The sequence below is a fragment of the Streptomyces sp. NPDC051286 genome (assembly GCF_044455345.1).
GTDB lineage: Bacteria > Actinomycetota > Actinomycetes > Streptomycetales > Streptomycetaceae > Streptomyces.
This window is the reverse complement of sequence record NZ_JBITER010000003.1, coordinates 157,466-181,088: the sequence shown is the minus strand read 5'-3', so window position 1 is coordinate 181,088 and position 23,623 is coordinate 157,466. Positions and strand designations below refer to the sequence as shown.

18 protein-coding genes and 1 tRNA gene are annotated in these 23,623 nt (G+C 71.5%); 3 read left to right on the top strand and 16 right to left on the bottom strand.

Going from position 1 to position 23,623, the window contains the following annotated elements; genetic code table 11:
* The first annotated feature begins 416 nt into the window (after nt 1–416).
* Nucleotides 417–1,448, top strand: coding sequence for an aspartate-semialdehyde dehydrogenase (locus ACIBB8_RS05460; protein WP_398949108.1), 1,032 nt, complete (start codon nt 417–419; stop codon nt 1,446–1,448).
* A 45-nt stretch (nt 1,449–1,493) separates the two neighbouring features.
* Here ACIBB8_RS05460 and ACIBB8_RS05455 read toward each other — a convergent pair whose 3' ends face one another.
* Together ACIBB8_RS05455 and ACIBB8_RS05450 are read right to left on the bottom strand one after the other, a co-directional pair.
* The gene (locus ACIBB8_RS05455) at nt 1,494–2,399 is read right to left on the bottom strand and encodes a LysR family transcriptional regulator (RefSeq protein WP_398949107.1); all 906 of its coding nucleotides are present in this window, start codon (nt 2,397–2,399) and stop codon (nt 1,494–1,496) included.
* A 43-nt stretch (nt 2,400–2,442) separates the two neighbouring features.
* Nucleotides 2,443–2,604 carry a hypothetical protein gene (locus tag ACIBB8_RS05450; RefSeq protein WP_398949106.1) on the bottom strand — a complete coding sequence of 54 codons (162 nt, stop codon included), beginning with the start codon at nt 2,602–2,604 and terminating at the stop codon, nt 2,443–2,445.
* Nucleotides 2,605–2,779: 175 nt separating this feature from the next.
* Here ACIBB8_RS05450 and ACIBB8_RS05445 point away from each other — a divergent pair, with 175 nt between their 5' ends.
* The gene (locus ACIBB8_RS05445) at nt 2,780–3,787 is read left to right on the top strand and encodes a helix-turn-helix domain-containing protein (RefSeq protein ID WP_398949105.1); all 1,008 of its coding nucleotides are present in this window, start codon (nt 2,780–2,782) and stop codon (nt 3,785–3,787) included.
* 55 nt (nt 3,788–3,842) lie between these two features.
* Here the strand turns inward: ACIBB8_RS05445 and ACIBB8_RS05440 are convergent, their stop codons facing one another.
* The 5 genes from ACIBB8_RS05440 to ACIBB8_RS05420 form a co-directional block, all read right to left on the bottom strand.
* The gene (locus tag ACIBB8_RS05440; protein WP_398949103.1) at nt 3,843–4,013 is read right to left on the bottom strand and encodes an MbtH family protein; all 171 of its coding nucleotides are present in this window, start codon (nt 4,011–4,013) and stop codon (nt 3,843–3,845) included.
* Nucleotides 4,014–4,912: 899 nt separating this feature from the next.
* Nucleotides 4,913–5,206: a hypothetical protein gene (locus ACIBB8_RS05435; protein WP_398949102.1), complete on the bottom strand. Its 294-nt coding sequence runs from the start codon at nt 5,204–5,206 to the stop codon at nt 4,913–4,915.
* 58 nt (nt 5,207–5,264) lie between these two features.
* Nucleotides 5,265–5,588: a hypothetical protein gene (locus ACIBB8_RS05430; RefSeq protein ID WP_398949101.1), complete on the bottom strand. Its 324-nt coding sequence runs from the start codon at nt 5,586–5,588 to the stop codon at nt 5,265–5,267.
* A gap of 620 nt (nt 5,589–6,208) precedes the next feature.
* Nucleotides 6,209–8,296 (bottom strand): hypothetical protein, encoded by a 2,088-nt coding sequence (locus tag ACIBB8_RS05425; RefSeq protein WP_398949100.1) that lies wholly within the window; start codon nt 8,294–8,296, stop codon nt 6,209–6,211.
* Nucleotides 8,293–10,038, bottom strand: a complete 1,746-nt coding sequence (locus ACIBB8_RS05420) for a DEAD/DEAH box helicase (protein WP_398949099.1) — start codon at nt 10,036–10,038, stop codon at nt 8,293–8,295. The genes ACIBB8_RS05425 and ACIBB8_RS05420 overlap by 4 nt, the downstream gene beginning before the upstream one ends.
* 174 nt (nt 10,039–10,212) lie before the next feature.
* On the opposite strand from ACIBB8_RS05420, the gene ACIBB8_RS05415 reads away from it, so the two are divergent.
* On the top strand, nt 10,213–11,382 hold the full coding sequence (locus tag ACIBB8_RS05415) for a hypothetical protein (RefSeq protein ID WP_398949098.1): 1,170 nt from the start codon (nt 10,213–10,215) through the stop codon (nt 11,380–11,382).
* A gap of 7 nt (nt 11,383–11,389) precedes the next feature.
* Here ACIBB8_RS05415 and ACIBB8_RS05410 read toward each other — a convergent pair whose 3' ends face one another.
* From ACIBB8_RS05410 to ACIBB8_RS05370, 9 genes are all read right to left on the bottom strand, one after another.
* Entirely contained in the window at nt 11,390–12,655 is a 1,266-nt protein-coding gene (locus ACIBB8_RS05410; protein WP_398949097.1) for a hypothetical protein, read from the bottom strand.
* A 454-nt stretch (nt 12,656–13,109) separates the two neighbouring features.
* Nucleotides 13,110–13,186 (bottom strand) — tRNA-Thr (locus tag ACIBB8_RS05405).
* Between the two features lie 127 nt (nt 13,187–13,313).
* On the bottom strand, nt 13,314–14,843 hold the full coding sequence (locus ACIBB8_RS05400) for an alpha/beta hydrolase (protein ID WP_398949096.1): 1,530 nt from the start codon (nt 14,841–14,843) through the stop codon (nt 13,314–13,316).
* Between the two features lie 88 nt (nt 14,844–14,931).
* The gene (locus ACIBB8_RS05395; protein ID WP_398949094.1) at nt 14,932–16,137 is read right to left on the bottom strand and encodes a DNA polymerase III subunit delta'; all 1,206 of its coding nucleotides are present in this window, start codon (nt 16,135–16,137) and stop codon (nt 14,932–14,934) included.
* A 114-nt stretch (nt 16,138–16,251) separates the two neighbouring features.
* Nucleotides 16,252–19,374, bottom strand: coding sequence for a dTMP kinase (gene tmk / locus ACIBB8_RS05390; RefSeq protein ID WP_398949093.1), 3,123 nt, complete (start codon nt 19,372–19,374; stop codon nt 16,252–16,254).
* Nucleotides 19,375–19,526: 152 nt separating this feature from the next.
* Nucleotides 19,527–22,394 (bottom strand): type I DNA topoisomerase, encoded by a 2,868-nt coding sequence (gene topA, locus ACIBB8_RS05385; RefSeq protein WP_398949092.1) that lies wholly within the window; start codon nt 22,392–22,394, stop codon nt 19,527–19,529.
* Between the two features lie 334 nt (nt 22,395–22,728).
* Complete coding sequence (locus ACIBB8_RS05380; protein ID WP_398949091.1) at nt 22,729–22,926, bottom strand: hypothetical protein; 198 nt, start codon at nt 22,924–22,926, stop codon at nt 22,729–22,731.
* Nucleotides 22,927–23,086: 160 nt separating this feature from the next.
* A complete protein-coding gene (locus tag ACIBB8_RS05375) occupies nt 23,087–23,251 on the bottom strand; it encodes a hypothetical protein (RefSeq protein ID WP_398949090.1) in 165 nt (54 codons plus the stop codon).
* Between the two features lie 72 nt (nt 23,252–23,323).
* The gene (locus tag ACIBB8_RS05370) at nt 23,324–23,572 is read right to left on the bottom strand and encodes a hypothetical protein (RefSeq protein WP_398949089.1); all 249 of its coding nucleotides are present in this window, start codon (nt 23,570–23,572) and stop codon (nt 23,324–23,326) included.
* Nucleotides 23,573–23,623: the final 51 nt, after the last annotated feature.

Genomic DNA, 23,623 nt, shown 5'->3' with positions numbered 1-23,623 from the left:
ACCGCCCACAGCCTTCGGCAAGCGAACTTGCAGGGCAACGCCCGCCGTCCGGGAAGTTCCGATGGCCCGGTTCAGGCATTCCGATGACGCTTGCGATCACGGCCGGCCGACGCCGACGGCTTCCGTTCGCCGAGTGGCTGCGGACGGTGGTCGCACCGGCGGTTCGGCCGGCCGCACACCCGCTCGCCCCGCTCATCCGGAGCCGATCGCTCCCGCTGATGGGAGCCATCGGAGATGCCCGTCGGGGCACCCATTGCCGACCGCCCCGGATGCGCGGATCATCGGACCGGCGCCGATCGCGCACACCGCCCCCGCCGAGCTTCCGGCGCGTACTCGAACAGGGTCATGTCCCGGAGCCGACGCCCACACGGCGCCTGCCGTCCGTGTCCCCTGCCCTACGCGGATCCGAGAAGCCCATGCCTAAGGTCGACGACCCCGCCGCCCCCCGAATCGCCGTCGTCGGAGCGACCGGCGCGGTGGGCGGGACCCTGCTCGAACTCATCGAGGACCGCCGCCTCCCGTACCGGCGACTGCATCTGGTGGCCTCCGCCCGCTCGGCGGGCCGTACGATCCGCGTCAACGGCCGGGACCACCGCGTCACCGAGCTCTCCCGGTTCGACTTCGGCATGGCCGACGCCGCGCTGTTCTGCGCCGGCCAGGAGGTCAGCAGGGCCTGGGTCCCGGTCGCCGTCGCCCACGGCGTCCTGGCCATCGACAGCACCCCCGCCTTCCGGATGGCCCCGGGTACCCCCCTGGTCGTCCCGCAACTCAACGCGGCCGAGCTGGGCCGCCGCCCGGCCGGCGGGGTGATCGCGGTGCCCGGCGCCGCCACCGTCCCCGTGGTCCGCGTGGTGCGGGACGTGGAGCGTCGCTGGGGGATCCGCCGGATCGTCGTCAGCACGTACCAGGGTGCCTCGGGCGCCGGGCACGCCGGCGTCGAAGAGCTCCAGGACGGCTCGCGTACCGTCCTGCAGGACCCGCAGGCCACCGTGCCCTCGGCGGAGTTCTCGCCCGCGCTGGCCTTCAACGTGCTGCCCAGCATCGGCGACATGCTGGAGGACGGCTCGACCCGCCAGGAGCGGGAGGTGGTCGACGAGATCCGCAAGGTCCTGGGTCTGCCCGGCATCGAGGTCACGGCGACCTGCGTACGGGTCCCGGTGGTCAGCGGGCACGGCGCGGCGGTGTGGGTGCAATGCCGTTCAGTGGTGAACCGCGCCGAACTGGTGACCCTGCTCAGTGCGTTGCCCGGGGTCACGGTCCACGACTGCGGCGGCCCGACACCGGCGGCGCTGGGCGACCCGGACCACCTCCACGTGGGGCGGATCCGGGTCTCGGCCACCGCCCCCGACGGCTTCTGGCTGTGGCTGGCGACCGACAACCTCCGGGTCGGCGGCGCGCTGGACGCCGTACAGATAGTGGAGGAACTCCTGGCCCGGGGCACCCTGTGAACACAGCCCTCGACAGCCCGCGCGAAGGCCGTACGAGGGCAGCACTCAGCGGGCCACCAGCGGCCGGTCCTGCTCCATGAACCGGACCATCCAGTCGATGAACACCCGCATCTCGCACGTGAGGTGGCGCCCGGACCGCCAAGCGATCTGCGTATACACCTCGAACGGCGCTTGCCAGTCCAACACGGTCAGCGACTTCGCCTCGACCTCGTCGGCCACCGCCATCGCGGGCAGCACACTGACGCCGAGACCGGCCGAGATCCCACGCTTGATCGACTCGATGTTGCCGAACTGCAGCAGTGGTACGGGCTCCTCGGCGCCGCCGTTGAGCTCCGCCTCGAACATCGCCCCGTACGAGCAGCCCGCCTCCGGCGCCAGGATCGGCACCGCGCGCAGATCGCTGGTGGAGACGTTGCGGGCGCCGGCCAGGACATGGTCCGGGGCGGCGACCGCGACCAGCGCCTCGGAGCCGAGGACCTCGGTCCTGACCCCCGGGTGCTCGGTCTCGGCCTCCATGAGGAAGCCCAGGTCGAAGGTGCCCTGCCGCAGCGCCTCGCAGGTGTCCCGGCACAGGCTGGGCCGCAGGTCGAGCTGGAGCTGCGGGTAGCGGTGGTGAAAGTACTCGAGGACCGGGGGCATCCGGTAGGAGGTGATGCTCTCCATCGTGCCGATAGAGAGCACCCCGGACGGCTCGGCCCGGACGGTCGTCCGGTCCCGGGCCTCGTCGACCAGGGACAGGATCTGCTCGGCGTACGGTACGAGCCGCTCACCGGCCGGTGTCAGCCGGATCCGCCCCCGCAGCCGCTCGAAGAGCTCCACACCCAACGCCACCTCCAGGCCCTTGACCTGGGCGGTCACGCTGGACTGCGCGTACTTCAGGTCGGCCGCGGCGCGGGTGAAGCTGAGCAGCGTCGCGACCCGGTGAAAGGTGGTGAGCTGCTTCAGATCCATGCGCTGTCCCGGCGGCGCGCCGTCCCCGTGGTGGCGGCGGTGGTCACTGCCAGCCCATGTCCTGCTGCACGGCGTCCGCGACCGGCGCGGGCGCCTCGACGGCCTGTGGCGCCGCGGTGGCGGCCTGTGCGGCGGCGGGCGCGAGCAGTGCCGCGGTGCCCAGGGCGATGGTTGCGGCGGCCTTGACCATACGAACGCGAAGCATGACGAACTTCCCCCCGGTGACTGTGTTTTCTCTCAGCCACAGCATCACCATCCGTCACACGGTCAGGAAGGGTTTCCGGGTGGCCGGATTGGGCCCTGACCCAATCCGGCCCGGCCAACTCAGGCCGTCTCGGCCATGCCAGGGATAATGGCAGCCACTGATGGACGGGGGGCCGATGCTCGAACTACTGGGACTGGACAAACCGACCGAGGCTGTTTACCGGGCGATGCTGAGCCGCCCCCGGGACGACGCCGAGGCGCTGGCCGAGCGGCTCGGGATCTCCGAGGAGGCCGTGCGCGAGGCGTGGGACCGGCTGTGCGAGCTCTCGCTCGTGCAGTACGCCGCCGACTGCCCGACCGGCGCTTCGACGCCGCCCCGCGCGGTCAACCCGGAGGTCGGTCTGGACTACCTGCTGGCCCAGCGGCAGGCCGAGTTCGCCCTGGAGAGCCAGCGCATCGCGGGCGCCCGGGCTGCGGCGCGGCAGCTGATCTCCGAGTACGAGGACCTGCGCCCGGCCGGGGCGCCGGTCAGCGTGGAGCACCTCGCCGACGTCGACCAGGTCCGGACCCGCCTCGCGGTGCTCACCGAGAACGTCCGGACCGAGGTGATGGTCTTCGCCCCCGGCGGGGCGCAGACGGAGGAGAACATGGCGGCGTCCCGCCCGCTCAACGAGCGGCTCCTGGTCCGGGGCGTCACCATGCGGACGATCTATCTGGACAGCGTACGCAATCACCCGGCCAGCGAGGCGCACGCCAAGTGGCTGACGGGGCTGGGCGGCCAGGTCCGCACGGTCGCCGTGCTGCCGCTCCGGATGACCATCGTGGACCGGACGACCGCCATCCTCCCCGTCAACACCGAGAACAGCGGTGAGGGCGCGGTCGCCCTCACCGGCCAGGGCACGCTCACCGCCCTGTGCACCCTCTTCGAGACGGTGTGGGAGAACGCCCGCCCGCTGGGCCAGGCCCCGCGCCGCGACGAGGGCGAACTGGACCACCAGGAGGCGGCCGCCCTGCGCCTGCTCGCCGAGGGCCACACCGACGAGGGCATCGCCAAACGCCTCGGCGTCTCCTACCGCACGGCCCGCCGCATCGCCACGGTCCTGATGGACCGCCTGGGCGCCCGAAGCCGCTTCGAAGCCGGCGCCCGAGCGGTCCAACGCGGCTGGCTCCCCCCGGACGCGTAGCCCGGCCCCGTCACCACCAGGGACCCTAGAGGGGGTCACGCCCCGGGCGCGAGCCCTACCGCACGCTCAGCGGCCGCTGGTCCGTCCACACCTCGTCGATGTGCGCAAGGCACTCTTCCTTGGTCCCCACCACACCCGCGTCCCGCCAGCCCAGGGGCAGCTCGCGCCCTTCGGCCCAGATCGAGTACTGCTCTTCCCCGTTGACGACAACGGTGAACCGCCCCACGCCGCACCTCCACGTACACGCCGTCCCGACAGCCCGGCTACCTCATTGCGGGCCCCAGCCTGATCCGCCCACCCTCGCACCACAACACCCACCCCATACCGGCTCCCGAACCTCACTATCGCCCCAGCCGATCGCCCCCACCCCGAACACGAGGAACAGGCTGGTCGCCGGGCGCGCTCACCAGACAGGCGCCCCGTGTGGTTGATGCGGGTTACCGATGGTGTCGGCGATGCGACTCGGATTGCTTGCCGCTTGCGGGTTTACGGGCCTGGTTCACGTGGCCCGGCGCCTGGGAGCTGGTCATGGTCGAGCGTCGGCAGGCCGCCGTGCGCAGGGCGTGGGCGGCCCGGTTGTCGGCTCGTCCCCCTCCAGCGCAAGGCCGAGCAGGAGGAGCAGGCCCGCAAGGCCGCCAAGAAGGCCGCGAAGAAGGGCTGAAACCCGCTCCGCTCATGCATCGCTCACGCAAGCAAACTCGCGGCACCTCGGCTGTGTGACGCGTCATGCCCCGAGCAACCGAAAAGGCCAGGTCAGACAACGTCTGACCTGGCCTTTCTCGGAGCCGCCTTCGGGATTCGAACCCGAGACCTACGCATTACGAGACCATGAGCGATCGTGTTGTGTTGTGCTTCGTCGTGCTGCCTGGTGACGTTTTTCCTGATCAGAGCACGTTCGGCAGGTTGACCCATGCCACCCCGTGATGCACCGTCCAAAGGCGTCTGCCCACCGGCTGTCCACCGAAGGAAGTGTCAGCGGCGCACCAGCGAGACTGGAGCTGCGCTCCCTACGACGCTGTCGACCAGGCGGAGAGACGAACAGATGCCGCTGTAGGACATCTACAAGCGCCCCATCGCTGGGTTCGGTCACTGTGTGGGTGCTCAGGGTCGACACAGCTGGCCGGGTCATTTCTCGTCGAGCCGTTCGTCAAGGATCTCGGCAGCCCAGGCGCGCAACCGTCGGCGCATATCCTCCACCTGGCCGCCGTCGACGCCGTATGCCTCGTACTCCCGGTCCGGCCAACGGTCGACCGCCCGCAGCGCTTGGGCGAAGTAGCGCGGATCGAACCCGGCGTCGTGCTCCGACGCCAATTGCAGCAGCCGCCCACCGGAGTACCGCCCGGAGGCGAGCGCGGCATTCACGTCGAGGTAATCCCGTGGCGCGGCCCGTCCGAAAAGCGTGGTCACCTTGTTGGCCACCGCGTCATCGGGGTGCAGTACCGGAGTCGGGCGTGAAACGGATCCATGCAGGTGAATACTACGCAGCCCTGCGGGCCAGCTGCGGGAATCGCCCTTCCCACATCGACCGTGCGCGCGGCGGGAGCCACAGCCTCTGCCACACGGCCGAGAGGAGCACCGGGTCCAGGAACTGCCGTAGCTCCTCCACATGCATGGCCTCACGGATCACCGTCTCATAGAGCATCCGCAGGTCAACGTCGTCCGACAGGTCGTAGACACGCTTCGGCGTCCAGTCCAGCACGGTCGGCAGAACCACCACCCCGGTTGCCGAACCGGCCAGCTCCTCCAGCGTCTCCGGAACCGTGTAGGGCCGGATCTCCGCGTACCGCACCCGTGACTCCATGCACCCAGTATGCCCCTGCCCGAGCGTTGCCCGCCGGTCGCTGTGGTGTTCGTCAGCGACGCCTCGATCCGCAACCAGGCACGGGAGCCGCGCCGAGGGGAGGCGAGGCCGCCCCCCTGAGCTGACCGCAGGACCACCGTCGTCCCGATCATCGTGACCGCCCTGAACTCGCTCCAGCAACAGATGCCTGTGGACTTGGAGTCCGTTCAGCGGGAGAACCGCCCTGCCGCCCCCGGTACCCGAGCCGGCAGCGCTGCCCCGCTCTCGGCGGCGAACGTGTGCAGTTCCTGGTGCCCGGGGAGCTCGGTCAACACCTCACTCACCAGAGCGCCAGCCCGATCCGCCTCCCCGTTCCGCCAGGCCGGCCTGGCGGAACAGCAACGACTCGGCACCGGCGAGGGCAGGGTGCGCAGCCATCCGGGCGATCTGCTGGTGGTCGGCGCCGCCGATGACAGCCCTGAGGGGCTCGATGGCGCGCCGACAGACCCCGTGCGCGTCCACCGGACAGTCGACGTCGAAGCTGTCGGCAAGCGCATCTTCTCGAAGACCTTCAGGCCCTTGAGACGGAGCGTGCTCATCCACTCCGGCTTTCGCCAGTGCGTTCCGGGCGCGGTGCGCGACTACCAGGGCTGGTCCTGGGTCAGTTTCAGCAGGCGCTGCAGGTGCGTGCCGGCCTTGCGCAGGTCGGCCTCGGGGACCTGCCACAGCAGTGCCGCGTCGCCGTAGCCGCCTCCGCCGACGCCGCTCCAGTAGCAGGCGGACCGTTCGGCGGCGGCAGCGAGGACCGCAGCCGGGTAACGCTCCCGCAACGCCTGCGGGGCGGTCAGCCGCCACCAGGAGGCCAGGGCCCGTGCGGCCAGGTGCGCCCCGTGCCGGGCAGGGGTGCGCTGCCACAGCAGGTGGGCGACCGGGTCCAGTTCGGCACCGGTGCGCGGGAGGCGGGTGGCCGGCTCGGTACCACCCGAGCGGTAGCGCGCCATCACGGTGCTGGCATTCATCGCGTAGGGAGTCCGGTGGGGCAGGACCTCGACGATCAGCCGGTCGGGCCCGGGGGACCAGCGCAGCAGGTAGTCATGGCGTCCCCGGTCGGTGTGGACCTCGCCTCCGGCACTGTCCCAGCCGCGTCGTCCCTCGGCGGGGAAGACCGAGACGCTGCAGGACTCCACCCGCTCCTGGAAGCCGACGCCGATCCCGTACAGCGGCCCGGCCGCGCCGTACAGCCGTAGCAGGGCGGCGGCGGGCGAGTCTGGGGCGCACAGCCGCTCCAGCTTGCGGCGGTCGCCCCCTGCGGCGTGCTCCCAGAAGGTGAAGGCCCGCTTCTGCAGGGCCTGGGGATCGACAGATCGGCGCTGCGGCGGGGACTCGGCATGGCCGGGTGCGGCAGGCCGGGCAGAGGCGGCGCGCGCTGCGGACGCCTCAGCGATTCGCCCGGCCTTCGCTTCACCTCTGCTTCGCGGCGCAGCGCCGCCTGCGGCCTCGGCGTTTCGTGCAGCCGACGGCCCCACAGCGATGGTCGCGCCCGCACGCACCGGCGCCGCCGCGCGTTCCGCGGATACGGCAGCGTGCGCGCCAGCGCCGTCGCGGGGCGGAGGTACGGACTCCGGGGTGGGGCGCTTGGGGGCCAGGCATCGGGCGCAGCCCAAGTGGGTCTTGGCCGCGACCAGCGGAGCACCGCTCTGGGCGCAGGCAGGGCAGCGCAGTGGGGCGAACTCCCCGGCGGGCAGCAGCCAGTCCAGGTCAAGCGGATAGCGCCTGTCACCCCTGCGGACGTCCAGCGCGAGGCATAGCACCGGCACTCTCAGCAGGTGCAGCCGGTAGGGAGTAAGCGTGTGGCGAGCACGGTACTTTTCGGCGATCTCGGCCAGACGGCGGGCGCGCTCCTCGCGAGTGCTCTCGATACGGGCGCGCAGCAACGCCGCGCGGTCCTCGGGCGCGGTGGCGGCACGGCGCTCCAAGGAGTCCACGGCGGCGGCGTAGTACTCCTCGGCGCGGCCGCGCTCCTTCGCGTACGCGTCGCCGATCTGCCCGGCCAGCCCATCACGGCGCAGCACGGCGGCGGCCTCCAGCATCCGGTGAGCCTTGGCGAGGGCCGCCGCCAGGTCCGGCCGGCTCGTGGAGGCGTAGTCCAAGGCGGCGGCGAGCCCGGCGGGCAGCGCGGTCTCGGCACGGGGGTCATGGCCGGTGCGTGCGAGGCGCTCGCTCACCCCCGCCGGCACCCGCAGGCGGCTGGGTACGTCGACGTACACCTCGACCTGCTCCTGGAAGTGGTCCTCCGCGGAGAGCTCGTAGCCCACCAGGGCGCCCACGCGCAGCACTGGCCGCAGGGCCCGCTCGGGCGGGGCGTCGGAGCGCGGATCCAGGCGACCGTGGTCGACCGGCAGATGCTCTCGAGCCTTGGACAGCAACGTGACCGCATCGGGCGGCACGGAGCGCGGCGCGGCCAGGGTGAGGGTGCCCGTGTCGCCCGCGGCCAGCACGCTCTCGGCGGCCTTGGCGACCACCGGGTGCCCGGTCACCAGCAGCAGGGCGCCGTCCTCGCGGGCGACATCGGGGTCGGCGGTGGCCGCGGTCTCCTCAGGCAGCTCCAGCTCGCTCGCCAGGGCAGCGGGCAGGAGTGCCAGGGCGGTGTCCCCGGCGTCCTCCCACAGCCCGCCGCGGTGCTCGACCCAGTCCAGCCAGAAGGCCAGCCCGGCCTCTTTCCGGATCACCGGCCCGCCTCCCACTCGTCATCGCCGCCGACCAGTTGATCGACCGCGCCGCGGCTGTCCAGGTAGTCCGTGCGGGCACTGACCAGCCGCTTACCCAGGCACTCCAGGCGCTCCTCGAACTCCGCGTCGTCCTCCGCGGTGGCGAAGGCGTCGAAAACGGAGGCCTCGAAGTCGAAGTCCTCGTCCACCCGGCCCAGGATCATGTCCAACTCGCCGACAACAAGCTCAAACAGATTGATCTTGGATTCAAGGACGTGCAGGATCCGCTGCTCGATGGTGCCCCGGGCGACCAGATTGGTCAGCACCACGTCGTGCTCCTGCCCCACCCTGTGCAGCCGGCCCAGGCGCTGCTCAATCTGCATGGGGTTCCACGGCAGGTCCACATTGGCCATCACATGGCAGAACTGCAGATTGCGGCCCTCTCCGGCAGACTCCGTGGACAGCAGCACCGGCGCGGAATCGCGGAAGGCCGCCACCGCCGCTTCCTTGTCCCGGCGCGAGAGGCTGCCGTGGTAGACCGCCGCCTGGACGCCCTCGCGCTCCAGCCGCGCGGCGAGCGCGTCCAGGGTCTGCCGAAAGGCGGTGAACACCAACACCTTCTCCCCCTGTCCGTTGTGCCGGCGCAGCCGCTCCAGCAGGAGATCCGCCTTGGTGGATCCCTCGATCCCCCGGGCCAGATCCGCCAGGTCCGGCCAGCCCGCCTTGGCCAGGGTCGGCGCGGCGGCCTGCGGGCTCGACCCGGCCAGCCGGGTCAGCCCGCGCAGGGTCAGCAGCCGCGCCGAGGACGCACCCCTGGCCTCCGCCCTGATCCTGGCCGCGATCCCCGCATACAGCTCCGCCTCCTCCTGCGAGGGCGCCACCAGCACCGTCTCGGCCAGCCGCTGCGGCAGCAGCACCTCGACCTCGCTGCGCCGGTGACGGACCATCACCTCACGGGTACGGGCCCGCAACTCGGCCAGGTTGCGCGGCGCCGATGTATCCGTCCCGGCTCCGGCGTGCCGCTGGCGGAACTGAGCAGAGGTACCCAGCAATCCGGGCGCGACCAGGCTCACGAGCTCGTACAGGTCCTGCAACCGGTTCTCCATCGGAGTCGCGGTGAGCAGCAGCAGGTAGCGGGCACGCAAGGCCCGGGCGAGCTTCCCCGAGGCGCTGCGCGGATTGCGCAACCGGTGCGCCTCGTCCGCCACCACCACATCCCACTGCCCTGCGGTCAGCCGGGACTTCAGCGGTTCCCGGCGCGCGGCGGCGATCGAGGCGAGCACCACCGGCCGCTCCGCGTCCGCCTCGTCCCAGCCCTGGCCCCGGGCGATCACCGTCGGCAGGCCGAACTTGCGCTCCAACTCCTCGCGCCACTGCTCCACCAACCCGGCCGGGGTGAGCACCAGCGTCCGATCCGCCAACCCCCGCATCCGCAGCTCGGACAGAACCAGACCCGCCTCGATCGTCTTGCCCAGCCCCACCTCGTCGGCCAGGATCGCCCGGCCGCGCATCCGCCGCAGCACCGTCTGAGCGGTCTGCATCTGGTACCCGAACGGCACGAAGGACAGCTGCGGCAGCGACAGGAAGGAGTCGAAACCGGGCCTGCGCCACACCTCCACCGCCGCGTCCACCAGCACCGAGGTGACCGGATCCACCGGAGCCGCGCCCAGCTGGGCCAACAGCACCGCGAACGCGTCAGGCAGCCCTTCGGGCCGCGGAGCCGAGCCGTCATCTGTGGGCGGGCGAATGGTGACGGTACTCAAGCGACCTCGCTCGGGGAGCAGCGGAACGGATGGGAACGGGCACGCTCCGTCACCCGCGTGGACCAGCCTACCGACAGCACCGCCAGGACCGTAACCGTGGACAGGCCCCGAACGGGGGATCACATCCAGGTCCCGTGAGATGAGCCGCAGCGCCTGTCGGTAGTCTGCACGAACGTGAGCGAGTACCAGTACTACGAGTTCCAGGCTATCGACCGACCGTTGACGAAGGACGAGCTCGAACGGGTGCGGGCGCTGTCGAGCCGGGCCCGGATCAGCGCGACGCACTTCGTCAACGAGTACCACTACGGCAACTTCCGCGGCGATGAGCGCAAACTGATGGAGCAGTCGTACGACGCCCATCTGTACTTCGCCAACTGGGACTCGCGGCGCCTGATGCTGCGCCTGCCCACCGCCCTGCTGCCCGCCCGCAGCGCCGAACCGTACTGTGCGGAAGACGCCTTGACCTGCTGGACCAGGAAAGGGTACCTGCTGCTCGACTTCTCCTACGAGGCCGAGGACGGCGGCGAGTGGGACTTCGAGACCTCCTTCACCCTCGCCTCGTTCACCGCCCTGCGTACCGAACTCGCCGCGGGCGACCTGCGCCCCCTCTATCTGGCCTGGCTCTCCGCGCTCACCCGCTGGGAGCTGGAGGAGGACGTCGACGAGGACGAGTACACCTCCACCCTCGAACCGCCCGTACCCGTCGGCCTTGCCCGACTCACCGGCCCGCAGCAGGCCCTGGCCGACTTCCTTCACGTCGACCCGCATCTGCTCACCGCTGCTGCCCGCGCCAGCGGCGCCGCCCCTTCCCAGGCGATCGACAAGGACGCGCTCGCCGCCTGGATCCGCGCCCTGCCACCGCGCGAGAAGGACACCCTGCTACTGGATGCAGCCCTGGGCACCGCCCCGCAACCGGGCCCCACTCTGCTGGCCCGCCACCGCGCCGCGTCCCACGGCACAGCCGAACCGTCCACCGCTGCCCGACGCCGCTCAGCTGCGGAGCTCCTCGACGCCGCCCACGAGGTGCGCAGCGGTCACACCCGGCAGCAGGAACAAGTCCGTGCCCAGGAGCGCCGGGTCGAACAGCGGGCCCGCGAGAGCCGTCTGGACCGCCTGGCCGAGAACACCGAGCAAGCCTGGCAGGACATCGCCCACCTGATCGGGCAGAAGCAGCCCGGCCCCTACGACGCCGCCGTCACCCTCCTGAAGGATCTCCGCGAAATCCACGACCGGGCGGACGCCCCCGAGGAGTTCGCCCGGCGCCTTGACGACCTGCGCGAGCAGCACCGCGGCAAGCCCTCGTTGATGCGGCGCCTCACCGACGCCGGCCTGACAGCCCGCTGAGGCGCGCTCAGATGTGGTCGCGGGGCCCCTCGGCCAGGAGGCGGAGCGCGGCGAGGGCGGCCGGGCGGCCAGTCACGGACAGGGAGATCGGGGCGTCGACGGACCGTTCCCGCCCGTCGAGGTAGCCGAGTTCGCGGCCGGTGCGCCAGAACCTCCACAGCAGCTGCTCGCTGTCCTTCGCCTCCATCGCGGTGCCGTCGCCGTGGGTGAAGCACGCCCCAAGCACCGGATGTACGGCATCGCGGAGGTCCTCGCGGGACCGGGGCTCCGCCCACAGCGCGCCCAGGGCGGACTCGGCCACCTGCCGCTCAGCCGCGGTGGTGCCGAGCCAGGCCAGCGCGGCCGTGTGCTGGCGCAGCTGGTGGTCCGCCAGCTGGGCGCGGCCGGCAGGCGAGAGCTTGAGCGTACGGTGGCGCTTGGTCACCAGCCGGTGGGTGCGAGCGAGTTCATGCAGGTCGGCCAGCTGGAACAGGTCCGCCTCCGAGCGTGGCCCCTTGCCGATCGGGTACCAGTGCGGGTAGCGGGCGAACGCGGCAACCACCAGTTCCCGCGGCAGGTAGCCGGCCTGTGTCAGGGTGACGCCGCCGCCGATCTGCTCCAGCAGCCACCGCAGCGGCTCAGCCGTGTCCACCGGTGCCGCAGCCGACTTCTCCAGGTCAGGCAGGACGGCGGCGAGCAGGGCGCGGCGCTCAGTCGGGGGCGCCTCGGCCCACAACTCGCGCCGTTCGCGGCGGACGGCCTCCAGCGGGGCGCGGCCCTCGAACACGGGCTGCGCCGTGGTGATCCAGTGCTGGACGAGCCGTCGGCGCGCGGCCGGGAACGTACGCGTGTCCGGGTCGAGCTCGCCCTCGTCCAGGGCCTTCTCCAGTCGATCTTCGAGGTGGGCACGGGCCAGCGCTTCCCGGACGCCCATGACCTGCCCCCAGCTCAGCTCGGGCACGTCCGGCGGGGTCGTGGGCGAGGCGGCCGCGGCCTTGCGGTAGGCCGCGAAGCCCGCCTCCTCGGAGCGCTGCCAGGCCTCCAGCACCTGGGCGGTGGTCGCGCTCGTGCACACCGCGGCGGCCCGCGCTCGGCCCACTCCGGCCAGCAGGTCGGCCAGGACGGCGACAGCCCGCCGCTGCTCAGGGGTGTCCGCGTGCCACTTGCGGGGCAGCTCGTACCAGCAGAAGCGTTCGGCCTCGGCCGCCGAGAGCGCGACGAGCGAGTCACCGTCGGGCACCAGCCAACCCAGCAGGCGCTGCGCCATCGCCTCGTCCGCCACCAACGCCGTCACCTCCGCCGCACTCCGGCCTACCTGCCGATCCTCCCACGGACAGGGGTCCCCTCCATGGGCGACGCTGCGGCGGGAACCTCACCAGTGACGTCGCCCCTCGGCAGCCAGGATTTCCCCCAGCCTGTCGGAACAGCACAAGCGCTACGCCGCCGACCACCCGTTCCCAAGGCACCCGAAACCCTCGGCTCCCCCAGGGACGGCGAGGCGTTTCTGGCGAGCCGTCACACACGCTTGTCACCGACTGTCCACCGGAGCGTTTGCCTGCATGGCCAACCGAAGGGCTCAATGCACCAAAACCGCTGGTCAGAGCCTCACCAGGGGCTCGTCGGCAACAGGAAGCGAATCCGCGACCGACGCATTGCGATGCACAGACCGCAAGTGTCCGATCTGCCCGAATTCCAAGGTCAACGCAAACAAGAAACCCCAGGTCAAAGGCCCGACCTGGGGTTCACCATGGAGCCGCCTTCGGGATTCGAACCCGAGACCTACGCATTACGAGTGCGTTGCTCTGGCCAACTGAGCTAAGGCGGCACGCCCTGTCGCACTATGGTGCGAGCAGCAGCGTCGCTAAGTTTACACAGTTTCGGAGGGTGCTCCGCACCACCCGCCTCCGGAGCCGAATGCGCAGGTCAGGGGTGGGGGGGGGAGCCGCGGGAGGTCAGGAGCACTTCGTGCCGTCGGCCGGCGGGGTGCCCTCCAGGAGGTACGTGTTGATCGCCGTGTCGATGCAGCGGCTGCCACGGCCGTACGCGGTGTGACCGTCGCCCTCGTGCGTGAGGAGCCTGCCCGAGGAGAGCTGGGCGGCGAGGGACTGGGCCCACTTGTACGGGGTCGCCGGGTCACGGGTGGTGCCGACCACGACGATCGGGGACGCGCCCTTCGCCGTGATGCGATGCGCGGTGCCGGTGGGCGCCGCGGGCCAGTGGGCGCAGTTCAGAGCGGCCCAGGCGAAGGCATTGCCGAAGACCGGGGAGGCCTTCTCGAAGCTGGGGAGTGCCTGCTCGACGGCGTCGGGGCCGGTGAAGGCCGGAGGCGCGTCCAGGCAGTTCACCGCGGCGTTGGCGAACATCAGGTTGGCGTATGTGCCGTTCGGCTTGCGCTCGTAGTAGCTGTCGGACAGGGCGAGCAGGCCGGACCCGTCGCCCGCCCGGACGCCGGCGAGGGCGCTACGGAGCTGGGGCCAGGTCCCCTGGTCGTACATGGCGGCGATGACACCGGTGGTGGCGAGGGACTCGCCGAGCTTGCGGGAGCCGCCGGCCGGGACGGGCCTGGCGTCGAGGTCGGTGAAGAGCTGCTTCAGCCCGGCCGCGGCGTCCGCGGTGGAGGTGTTGCCGAGCGGGCAGTCCGACCTCTTCACGCAGTCCGCGGCGAAGGCCTGGAACGCGACCTCGAAGCCCGCCGTCTGGTCGCGGTTCATCTCCAGCGACGAAAGCGACGGGTCCATCGCACCGTCGAGGACGAGACGACCGGTCCGGCCGGGGAAGAGTTCGGCGTACGTCGCACCGAGGAAGGTGCCGTACGACGCCCCGAGGTACGTCAGCTTCTCGTCGCCGAGCAGGGCCCGCAGGATGTCCATGTCGCGGGCCGCCTCGACAGTGGAGACATGCGGGAGGATCGCGCCGGAGCGCTGCTCACAGCCGTCTGCGAACGTATCGAAGGCGGTGCCCAGCTTCGTGACCTCGGCACGGTCGTCGGGGGTCTGGTCGACCTGGGTGTACGCGTCCATCTGGGGGCCGGTGAGGCATTCGACGGGCTCGCTGCGGGCGACGCCGCGCGGGTCGATGGCGACCATGTCGTAGCGGGCGCGGACCGCGGCGGGGTAGCCGAGGGCCGCGTAGTTCTGGAGGTAGCCGATGGCCGAGCCGCCGGGGCCGCCCGGGTTCACCAGCAAGGAGCCGATCCGCCGGCCCGGACCGGTGGCCTTCTTCCGGGAGACGGCCAGCTTGATGTCGCCGCCGTCCGGCTTCCGGTAGTCGCGCGGCGCCTTCATCGTGGCGCACTGGAAACCGGAGAAGCCGCAGTCCCGCCAGTTCAGATGCTGCGCGTAGTACGGCTGGAGCGCCGCAGGTGCGGCGGACGTCGGGCCCGACGGGCTCGTCGTCGAACTGCCTTTGCTGCAGCCGGAGACGAGTAGGCCGGTCGCGCCGAGCACGGTGGCGAAGGTACGGAGCAGACGCCTGGTATCCATGCCCGGAGCGTAGCCCTCACGGGGTGACTGGCCCGTTTCGTTACCCATTCGGATGAATCGGCGGTGCGCGACGAGGACCGCGGACGGATCAGCCGGCGCGCAGAGCCATCGTCATCGCCTCCACTGCGAGCAGCGGCGCCACATTGCGGTCCAGCGCCCGGCGGCAGGCGATCACCGCCTCTATCCGGCGCAGGGTGCGCTCGGGCGTCGAGGACCGGGCGATGCGGTCGAGTGCGTCCCGTACATCGACATTGGCGAGGGCGATCTGCGAGCCCAGCTGCAGCGCCAGTACGTCGCGGTAGAAGCCGGTCAGGTCGGTGAGGGCGAGGTCGAGGCTGTCGCGCTGGGTACGGGTCTTGCGGCGCTTCTGCTTGTCCTCCAGCTCTTTCATCACCCCTGCCGTGCCGCGCGGCATCCGGCCTCCGGCAGCCGCGCCGAGTGCGGCCTTCATGTCCTCCGTCTCCTTGGCGTCCACCTCCTCGGAAACCTGCTTCGCGTCCTCCGTGGCGGTGTCGATCAGCTCCTGAGCGGCCTTGAGACAACCACCGATGTCCTCCACCCGGAGCGGAAGCTTGAGCACGGCCGCGCGGCGCGCGCGGGCCTTCTCGTCGGTGGCCAGGCGGCGGGCCCGGCCGATGTGCCCCTGGGTGGCGCGAGCGGCTGCCGTGGCCCGCTCCGGTTCGATTCCGTCACGCCGGATCAGCACATCGGCAACGGCGTCGACAGGGGGCGTGCGCAGGGTGAGGTGACGGCAACGGGACCGGATGGTGGGCAGCACATCTTCGAGCGAGGGTGCGCAGAGCAGCCACACCGTACGGGGCGCGGGCTCCTCGACCGCCTTCAAGAGCACGTTTCCCGCGCCCTCGGTAAGGCGGTCGGCGTCCTCCAGGATGATCACCTGCCAACGGCCCACGGCCGGGGACAGCTGGGCGCGCCGGACCAGCTCACGGGTCTCCTTCACGCCGATGGAGAGCAGGTCCGTACGGACCACCTCGACGTCGGCATGCGTCCCGATGAGGCTGGTGTGGCAGCCGTCGCAGAAACCGCACCCCGGTGCGCCGCCCAGCGCGCGGTCCGGACTGGTGCACTGGAGGGCGGCGGCGAAGGCGCGGGCGGCGGTGGACCGCCCGGAACCCGGCGGTCCGGTGAACAGCCAGGCGTGGGTCATCTTCGACCCCGGCGGCACCTGATCCCCCGCGGAAATGGCGGTGACCAGCTCATCGGCGTCCCGGGCGGCGGCGCCGAGCTGCTCCTGCACCCGGTCCTGGCCGACCAGGTCGTCCCATACGGTCATCGGTCACCGCCCTTCCGGTGGTGGTCTAGGGGTTTCCCATTGTGGCGGAAGGGTCTGACATTCCCGGCGATCCGGCCTGCCCCGAACCGCCCGGGCCACCCGTCGCGGCCGCTCTCAGCGGCGCGGGCGGCGGCCCCGTCCGGAGGTGCCATGGCCCTCGTCGTCCGGGTCATGGTCGCCGAGCAGCTCGTCGGCCAGGGTCGGCAGATCGTCCAGCGGAGTCTCCTCGGCCCACTCCGGGCGACGGCGATGGCCCCGGCCCGGACGCCGCTCCTCGGCTGCCTCCGGGACGGCGTGCGGACCGCCGATCTGCGGCAGCTCCCGGGTGCGCTCGTTGTCACCCTCCGGTACGGCGTCCGCCGGGCGCTCGTCGCGGAAGATGCCCCGCGGAACGCGGTCCGCCGGGTGTTCGTCACGTACCGGCGGGAGTACCGCCGTCTCGTCTGCGGAGCCCGTGGCGTCCCGTGCCGCAGGCGGCTCGGACATATCGCTGATTCTCGGGATCATCGTGGTCTCGGCCTGGTCCGAAGGCGTGTCGACCGGTGAGGGCACCGGCTGCGTCACCTCGTTCGGGTTGACGACCGGCGTCGGCACCGTCAGCTCGTTGTCCGGGACGGAAGCGGACGCGGCCGCCTCCGCGCGGGCGGCCTCCGCCGCCGCGGCCGCCTCGGCCTCGGCCTGCCGCCGGGCAGCCTCGGCCCGCAGCAGCGCCTCCTCCGCCTTGCGCTGCTTCTCCAGCCGCCGCGCCTCGGCCTCCTTGCGCAGCCGTGCCTCCTCCTGGGCCTGCCTGCGCAGCCGCTCCTGCTCGGCCTCGCGCGCCTGCTCCTCGGCCTCACGCCGGACCCGCTCCTCCTCGGCGACCCGACGGGCTTCCTCGGCCTGCCGGCGGGCCTCCTCCGCCTGCCGCTCGGCCTCGCGCTGCCGCGCCTCCTCCAGCTCGCGGCGCTTGCGCTCCTCCTCCTCGGCGCGGAGCTTGGCGAGCTGTTCCTGGCGCTCGCGCTCCAGCCGCTCCTCCTCCGCCTTGCGCGCCGCCTCTTCCTCGGCCTTGCGCCTGGCCTCTTCCTCGGCCGCCTTGCGCGCCTCCTCCTGGGCCTTGATCTCGGCCTCGGAGAGCGGCAGGAGCTGGTCGAGGCGGTGGCGTACGACGGTGGTGATCGATTCCGGTTCCTGGCCGGCGTCCACCACCAGGTAGCGGGTCGGGTCCGCGGCGGCCAGCGTGAGGAAGCCGGAGCGTACCCGGGCGTGGAACTCGGGCGGCTCGGACTCCAGCCGGTCGGGCGCCTCGGTGAACCGTTCCCGTGCGGTCTCCGGGTCGACGTCGAGCAGCACCGTCAGATGCGGTACGAGTCCGCTCGTCGCCCACCGCGAGATCCGGGCGATCTCGGTCGGGGAGAGATCGCGGCCCGCGCCCTGGTAGGCGACGGACGAGTCGATGTAGCGGTCGGAGATGACGATCGCGCCGCGCTCCAGGGCCGGACGGACCACCGAGTCGATGTGCTCGGCGCGGTCGGCGGCGTAGAGCAGTGCCTCGGCCCGGTTCGAGAGCCCGGCCGACGACACGTCGAGCAGGATCGAGCGCAGCCGCTTGCCGACCGGCGTGGCGCCGGGCTCGCGGGTGACGACGACCTCGTGGCCCTTGGCCCGGATCCACTCGGCGAGCGCCGCGACCTGGGTGGACTTGCCTGCCCCGTCGCCGCCCTCCAGGACGAGGAAGAAGCCGGTGGCGGCGGGGGCGACAGCCGGCTCGCCGCCACGCAGGGCCTCGCGCAGGTCACGGCGGAGCGGCACTCCGGAACGGTCGTCCGTCTTCGCGAGGACGATCGCGGCGACCGGCAGCAGCAGGGCGCCGATGAGCATGAGGGCGAACGCTGCGCCGCCGTGCGCGAAGACGAAGTCGCCGGCCTTCAGCCGGTGGGCGCCGATCGCCGCGGCCAGCAGCGGTCCCGCGACCGCGCCGAGCGCGATCAGGACCCGGACGACTGCCTGGAGGTGCTCGGCCGTCCTGGCCCGGCGGGACTCCTCGGTCTCCTGGTCGACGAGCGTGTGGCCGGTGTTGGCCGCGACACCCGCCGCGTAACCGGCGAGGACCGCGAGGAACACCACGGTCGCCGTGTCCGGCACCAGACCCATCGCGAGGAGCGCGACCCCGGTGACAGCGGTGGCGAGGGCGAGCATCCGGCGCCGCGACAGGGTGGGCAGCACCTTCTCCGCGGTACGGATACCGGCGCCTGTGGCGCCCGTCAGAGCCAGGATCAGCAGGGCGAACGTGGCCGGTCCGCCACCGAGGTCGTAGGCGTGCAGTGCGGCGACGGCGGCTGCGGCGGCGATCGCTCCGGCGACGGCCGCGCACGCGCCGACGAGCAGCGGGACGGCGCCGGTGCGGCCCTTGTCCGGGCCGCTGCCGGTGGACGGCCGTCGCAGACCCTCCAGGGGCGAGCGCGGGCGGGGCGTCGGAGAACCAGGGAGTTCGAGGAAGTAGAGGATCGAGATCGAGGCGGAGAACAGCCCGGCCGCGACGTACGAGCCGAGAGCCGCCTGGTGGAAGGAGAACCACTCCAGCCCCGAGGACAGCAGATTGCCGATCAGCGCCGCGATCAGCAGAACGGCCGCGGCGGCGGGGACGGCGGCGAAGTCCGTACGGAGGGAGAGCCTGCGCAGTGCGTCGAGGTGGTCGGGCAGCGGGCGTACCGCGGCGCCCTCGGGGGGCGGGGAGGGCAGCAGCGCGGGGGCGGCACTCTCCTTCGCGACCGTCCACAGCCGTTCGCCGACGCCGGTGACGAAGACGGTGATGAGGATCATCATGAGCGCCCTTTCGGGCATCCAGTCGATCCACAGTGGCGCGACGACGAGCAGCGCGAGCCGCAGGCCGTCCGCCCCGATCATCAGCCACCGCCGGTCCAGCGGTCCACCGGGCGCGGTGAGCGTCGTCAGCGGCCCCAGAAGTACGGCTCCGAAGAGGAGCGTGGCAAGGATTCGGGCACCGAACACGGCGGCGACGGCAAAGGCCGCCCCGCGGTATCCGGATCCGAATGAGCCCTCAAGGACCGCCGCTTGCAGCGACAGCAACACCAGCACGAGAAGGGCGAGTGCATCGCCGATACTCCCGACGAGCTGGGCGCTCCACAACCGCTTCAGCGGGGGAACACGCAACAGGGCTCGTACGGCGCGCTCGCGTGAGTCTGCGGCAAGTGTGTCGGAGGTGGGGCTCACGACCGTTGGCTGCTCGGCTCGCGTCATCCGCCCAGCCTATCCGGAGCGGCGCGGTCGGCGACGGCCCCGTCCGAACATATGGGCGCCCGAGCGGGGTGCGGAAATGCTCCCCCGTACGCCGGAGGGGCTGGAATGGCCAGCCCCTCCGGTGTTCGGGAACGCCCTGACCGCCGGTGCGGTCAGTCCTCGACGGATGGCGCGGACGCCTTCTTCGCGGCCGCAGTCGTCTTCTTCGCGGCGGTCGTCTTCTTGGCGGCCGTCGTCTTCTTGGCAGCCGTCGTCTTGGCGGCCGTCGTCTTGGCGGCCGTCTTCTTGGCCGTCGTCGCCTTTTTCGCGGGCGCCTTCTTCGCCGGGGCCTTCTTCGCCGTCTTCTTCTTGGCGGGTCCCTTGGCGCGCTTCTCCGCGAGGAGCTCGTAGCCGCGCTCCGGCGTGATGTCCTCGACACTGTCGCCGGTCCGCAGCGTCGCGTTCGTCTCGCCGTCGGTGACGTACGCGCCGAAGCGCCCGTCCTTGACGACGACCGGAGCACCGCTCACCGGGTCCGTGCCCAGTTCCTTCAGCGGCGGCTTGGCGGCGGCGCGCCCGCGCTGCTTGGGCTGGGCGTAGATCGCGAGAGCCTCTTCGATCGTGATGTCGAAGAGCTGGTCCTCGGACGTCAGCGAACGCGAGTCCGTGCCCTTCTTCAGGTACGGGCCGTAGCGCCCGTTCTGCGCGGTGATCTCGACGCCCTCGGCGTCCTCGCCGACGACCCTCGGCAGCGACATCAGCTTGAGCGCGTCCGCCAGCGTCACCGTGTCCAGCGACATCGACTTGAAGAGCGACGCGGTCCGCGGCTTCACCGCGCTCTTGCCGGTCTTCGGCGTGCCCTCGGGCAGCACCTCGGTGACGTACGGACCGTACCGGCCGTCCTTCGCGATGATCTGGTTGCCGGTGACCGGGTCCGCGCCGAGCTCGTAGTCGCCGCTCGGCTTGGCCAGCAGCTCCTCCGCGTACTCGACCGACAGCTCGTCGGGCGCCAGGTCCTCCGGCACGTCCGCGCGCTGGTGGCCCTCGGCCTCCTTCTCACCGCGCTCGATGTACGGGCCGTACCGCCCGACGCGGAGCTTGATGTCGTTGCCGACGGGGAAGGAGGAGATCTCCCGGGCGTCGATCGCGCCGAGGTCGGTGACGAGCTCCTTGAGACCGCCGAGGTGGTCGCCGTCGCCGTTGCCCGCGGCGGAGGCCGCGCCACTGACGGCGTCGTCGCCCTCGCCGAAGTAGAAACGCCTCAGCCATGGCACGGACTGGGCCTCGCCCCGCGCGATGCGGTCGAGGTCGTCCTCCATCCGCGCGGTGAAGTCGTAGTCGACGAGCCGGCCGAAGTGCTTCTCCAGCAGGTTGACCACGGCGAAGGAGAGGAAGGACGGGACGAGCGCCGTGCCCTTCTTGAAGACGTAGCCGCGGTCGAGGATGGTGCCGATGATCGAGGCGTACGTCGACGGGCGGCCGATCTCGCGCTCTTCCAGCTCCTTGACCAGCGAGGCCTCGGTGTAACGGGCCGGCGGCTTGGTCGCGTGGCCGTCGACCGAGATCTCGTCGGCGGACAGCGCGTCGCCCTCGGCGACCTGCGGCAGCCGGCGCTCGCGGTCGTCGAGCTCGGCGTTCGGGTCGTCGGCGCCTTCGACGTACGCCTTCATGAAGCCGTGGAAGGTGATCGTCTTGCCGGAGGCGGAGAACTCGGTGTCGCGTCCGTCGCTCGCCCGGCCGCCGATCTTCACGGTGACCGAGTTACCGACCGCGTCCTTCATCTGCGAGGCGACGGTCCGCTTCCAGATCAGCTCGTAGAGCCGGAACTGGTCGCCGGTCAGACCGGTCTCGGCGGGTGTGCGGAAGCGGTCGCCGGAGGGGCGGATCGCCTCGTGCGCCTCCTGCGCGTTCTTGACCTTCCCGGCATACGTACGCGGCTTGTCCGGCAGGTAGTCGGCGCCGTACAACTGCGTGACCTGCGTCCTCGCCGCGGAGACCGCGGTGTCGGAGAGCGTCGTGGAGTCGGTACGCATGTAGGTGATGAAGCCGTTCTCGTACAGCTTCTGTGCGACCTGCATGGTGGCCTTCGCCCCGAAGCCCAGCTTCCGGCTCGCCTCCTGCTGGAGGGTCGTCGTACGGAACGGGGCGTACGGGGAACGGCGGTACGGCTTCGACTCGACGGACCGCACGGCGAACGCGGAGTCGGCGAGCGCGGCGGCCAGGGCCCGGGCGTTCGTCTCGTCCAGGTGCAGCACCTGGCCGGCGCCGGATTTCAGCTGTCCGTCAGGACCGAAGTCGCGGCCCTGGGCGATCCGGCGGCCGTCGACCGCGCTGAGGCGGGCGGTCAGCGTCGACGGGTCGGAGGCGTCACCGGTACGGCCGGTGGCAAAGGCACCGGTCAGGTCCCAGTACTCGGCGGAACGGAAGGCGATGCGCTCGCGCTCCCGCTCGACGACGAGTCGGGTGGCGACGGACTGGACCCGGCCTGCCGAGAGCCGCGGCATGACCTTCTTCCACAGGACCGGCGAGACCTCGTAGCCGTAGAGGCGGTCGAGGATACGGCGGGTCTCCTGGGCGTCGACCATGCGCTGGTTCAGCTCGCGCGGGTTGGCGACGGCTTCCCGGATCGCTTCCTTGGTGATCTCGTGGAAGACCATCCGGTGGACCGGGACCTTGGGCTTCAGCACTTCCTGCAGGTGCCACGCGATGGCTTCGCCCTCGCGGTCCTCATCGGTGGCGAGGAAGAGTTCGTCGGACTCGGCCAGCAGCTGCTTGAGCTTCCTGACCTGGGCCTTCTTGTCCGCGTTGACGACATAGATGGGCTGGAAGTCATGCTCGACGTCGACGCCGAGCCGACGGACCTCGCCGGTGTACTCGTCGGGAACCTCTGCGGCGCCGTTCGGCAGGTCGCGGATGTGCCCGACGCTCGCCTCGACGACGTATCCGGGGCCGAGGTAGCCCTTGATCGTCTTCGCCTTGGCAGGCGACTCGACGATGACGAGTCGGCGGCCGCCCTGTGCGGTCTCGCTGGTCGGGGACAACTTCGCTCTTCTCTCCGGTCGACACTCAGTGGGCATCCGGGCAGCGCCATGACGCTGCCGACGGTGCTGTCGCTGCGGAGTGTGACGGTACAACCCGCCCCCGTGTCAAACGGCAAAAGCCCGCAACGGCCACTCGAACGGTAACCCGACTTCCGCCATTCCTGCCGCCCGGAGTGCCCGATACGCGGCGCGCGCGGTCGCTGCCTGCGGGTTTCGCGGCGCCGTGGCGGTGCTGCGGCCGCCGGAGGAGAGTGGCGGGGCAGCCGGGCGTGTTCACGTCCCGGGCCGGGTGATCACACGGCCGCGACGCGGGTGGCGGGGCGGCAGCCGTGGATCAGATACGGGTGAAGCACCACACACCGAGGACGAGGAAAAGTACGCCGAACACAGTGGCGAGTGTGGCGGAGGCAACGGGGCGCACCCCGTACGCCACCGGCGCGCGGTGTGCGAGGCGCGCCCCTGTCCAAACCAGCAGCGCGGTCCCGAACAGCGCGAACGTCGTTCCGGCGAATACCGCAGGTCCGCTCTCCATGCCCGTACGCCTTTCCGTGACCGCCCGGCCCGGGACCGATGCCCGTGTCGAGTCAGGGGGAGGCTGTCACTCGGGGGCGACACCGGTGCGAACCCCGGGTGAACTCCAGGGCCGCGGCCCACGGGGGCGCGCTCCGCCCGGGCCGCGCTCGTGGGCCGGATCACATCAGGTCGAGGGTCGCGCGACGCCGGCTGCCACGTTCGAACACCGCCAGCAGGATCACGGCGAGCACCGCGTATCCGGCCCCCGTCGCCAGCTCGGCGCCGAGCCGTCCCCAGTCGAGGCCATCCCCCTGCGGACAGCTCCCGGGCGGCCTCGGCGGCATGGCTCAGCGGAAGAACGTCCCCGACGGCCCGCATCCACTCCGGCAGGGTCTCCCACGGCACATTCGCGCCGGTCAGCAGCAGGAGTACGGAAGCGGCTCCGGATCCGCCAGGTAGGGCCGGATGCGCGGATGGTCCCCGAGTCCTGGATAGTGCTCCTCGACCCCGGCCCGTACGACCTCGGACGGCGTGGCCCTGAAGATGTCCAGCTCCGCCTCGACGGACGAGGCGCCGACCGGGCGGGGCAGCAGGAAGTCCGGGAAACTCATCGGGCCGTCGATCAGCAGCCGCAGCGCCGCGGTCCGGTCGTCCTCGCGCAGCACTTCACGGGCCCGCCCGACCCACCCTCGTACGGCCAGGAGGGCGTACGGTAC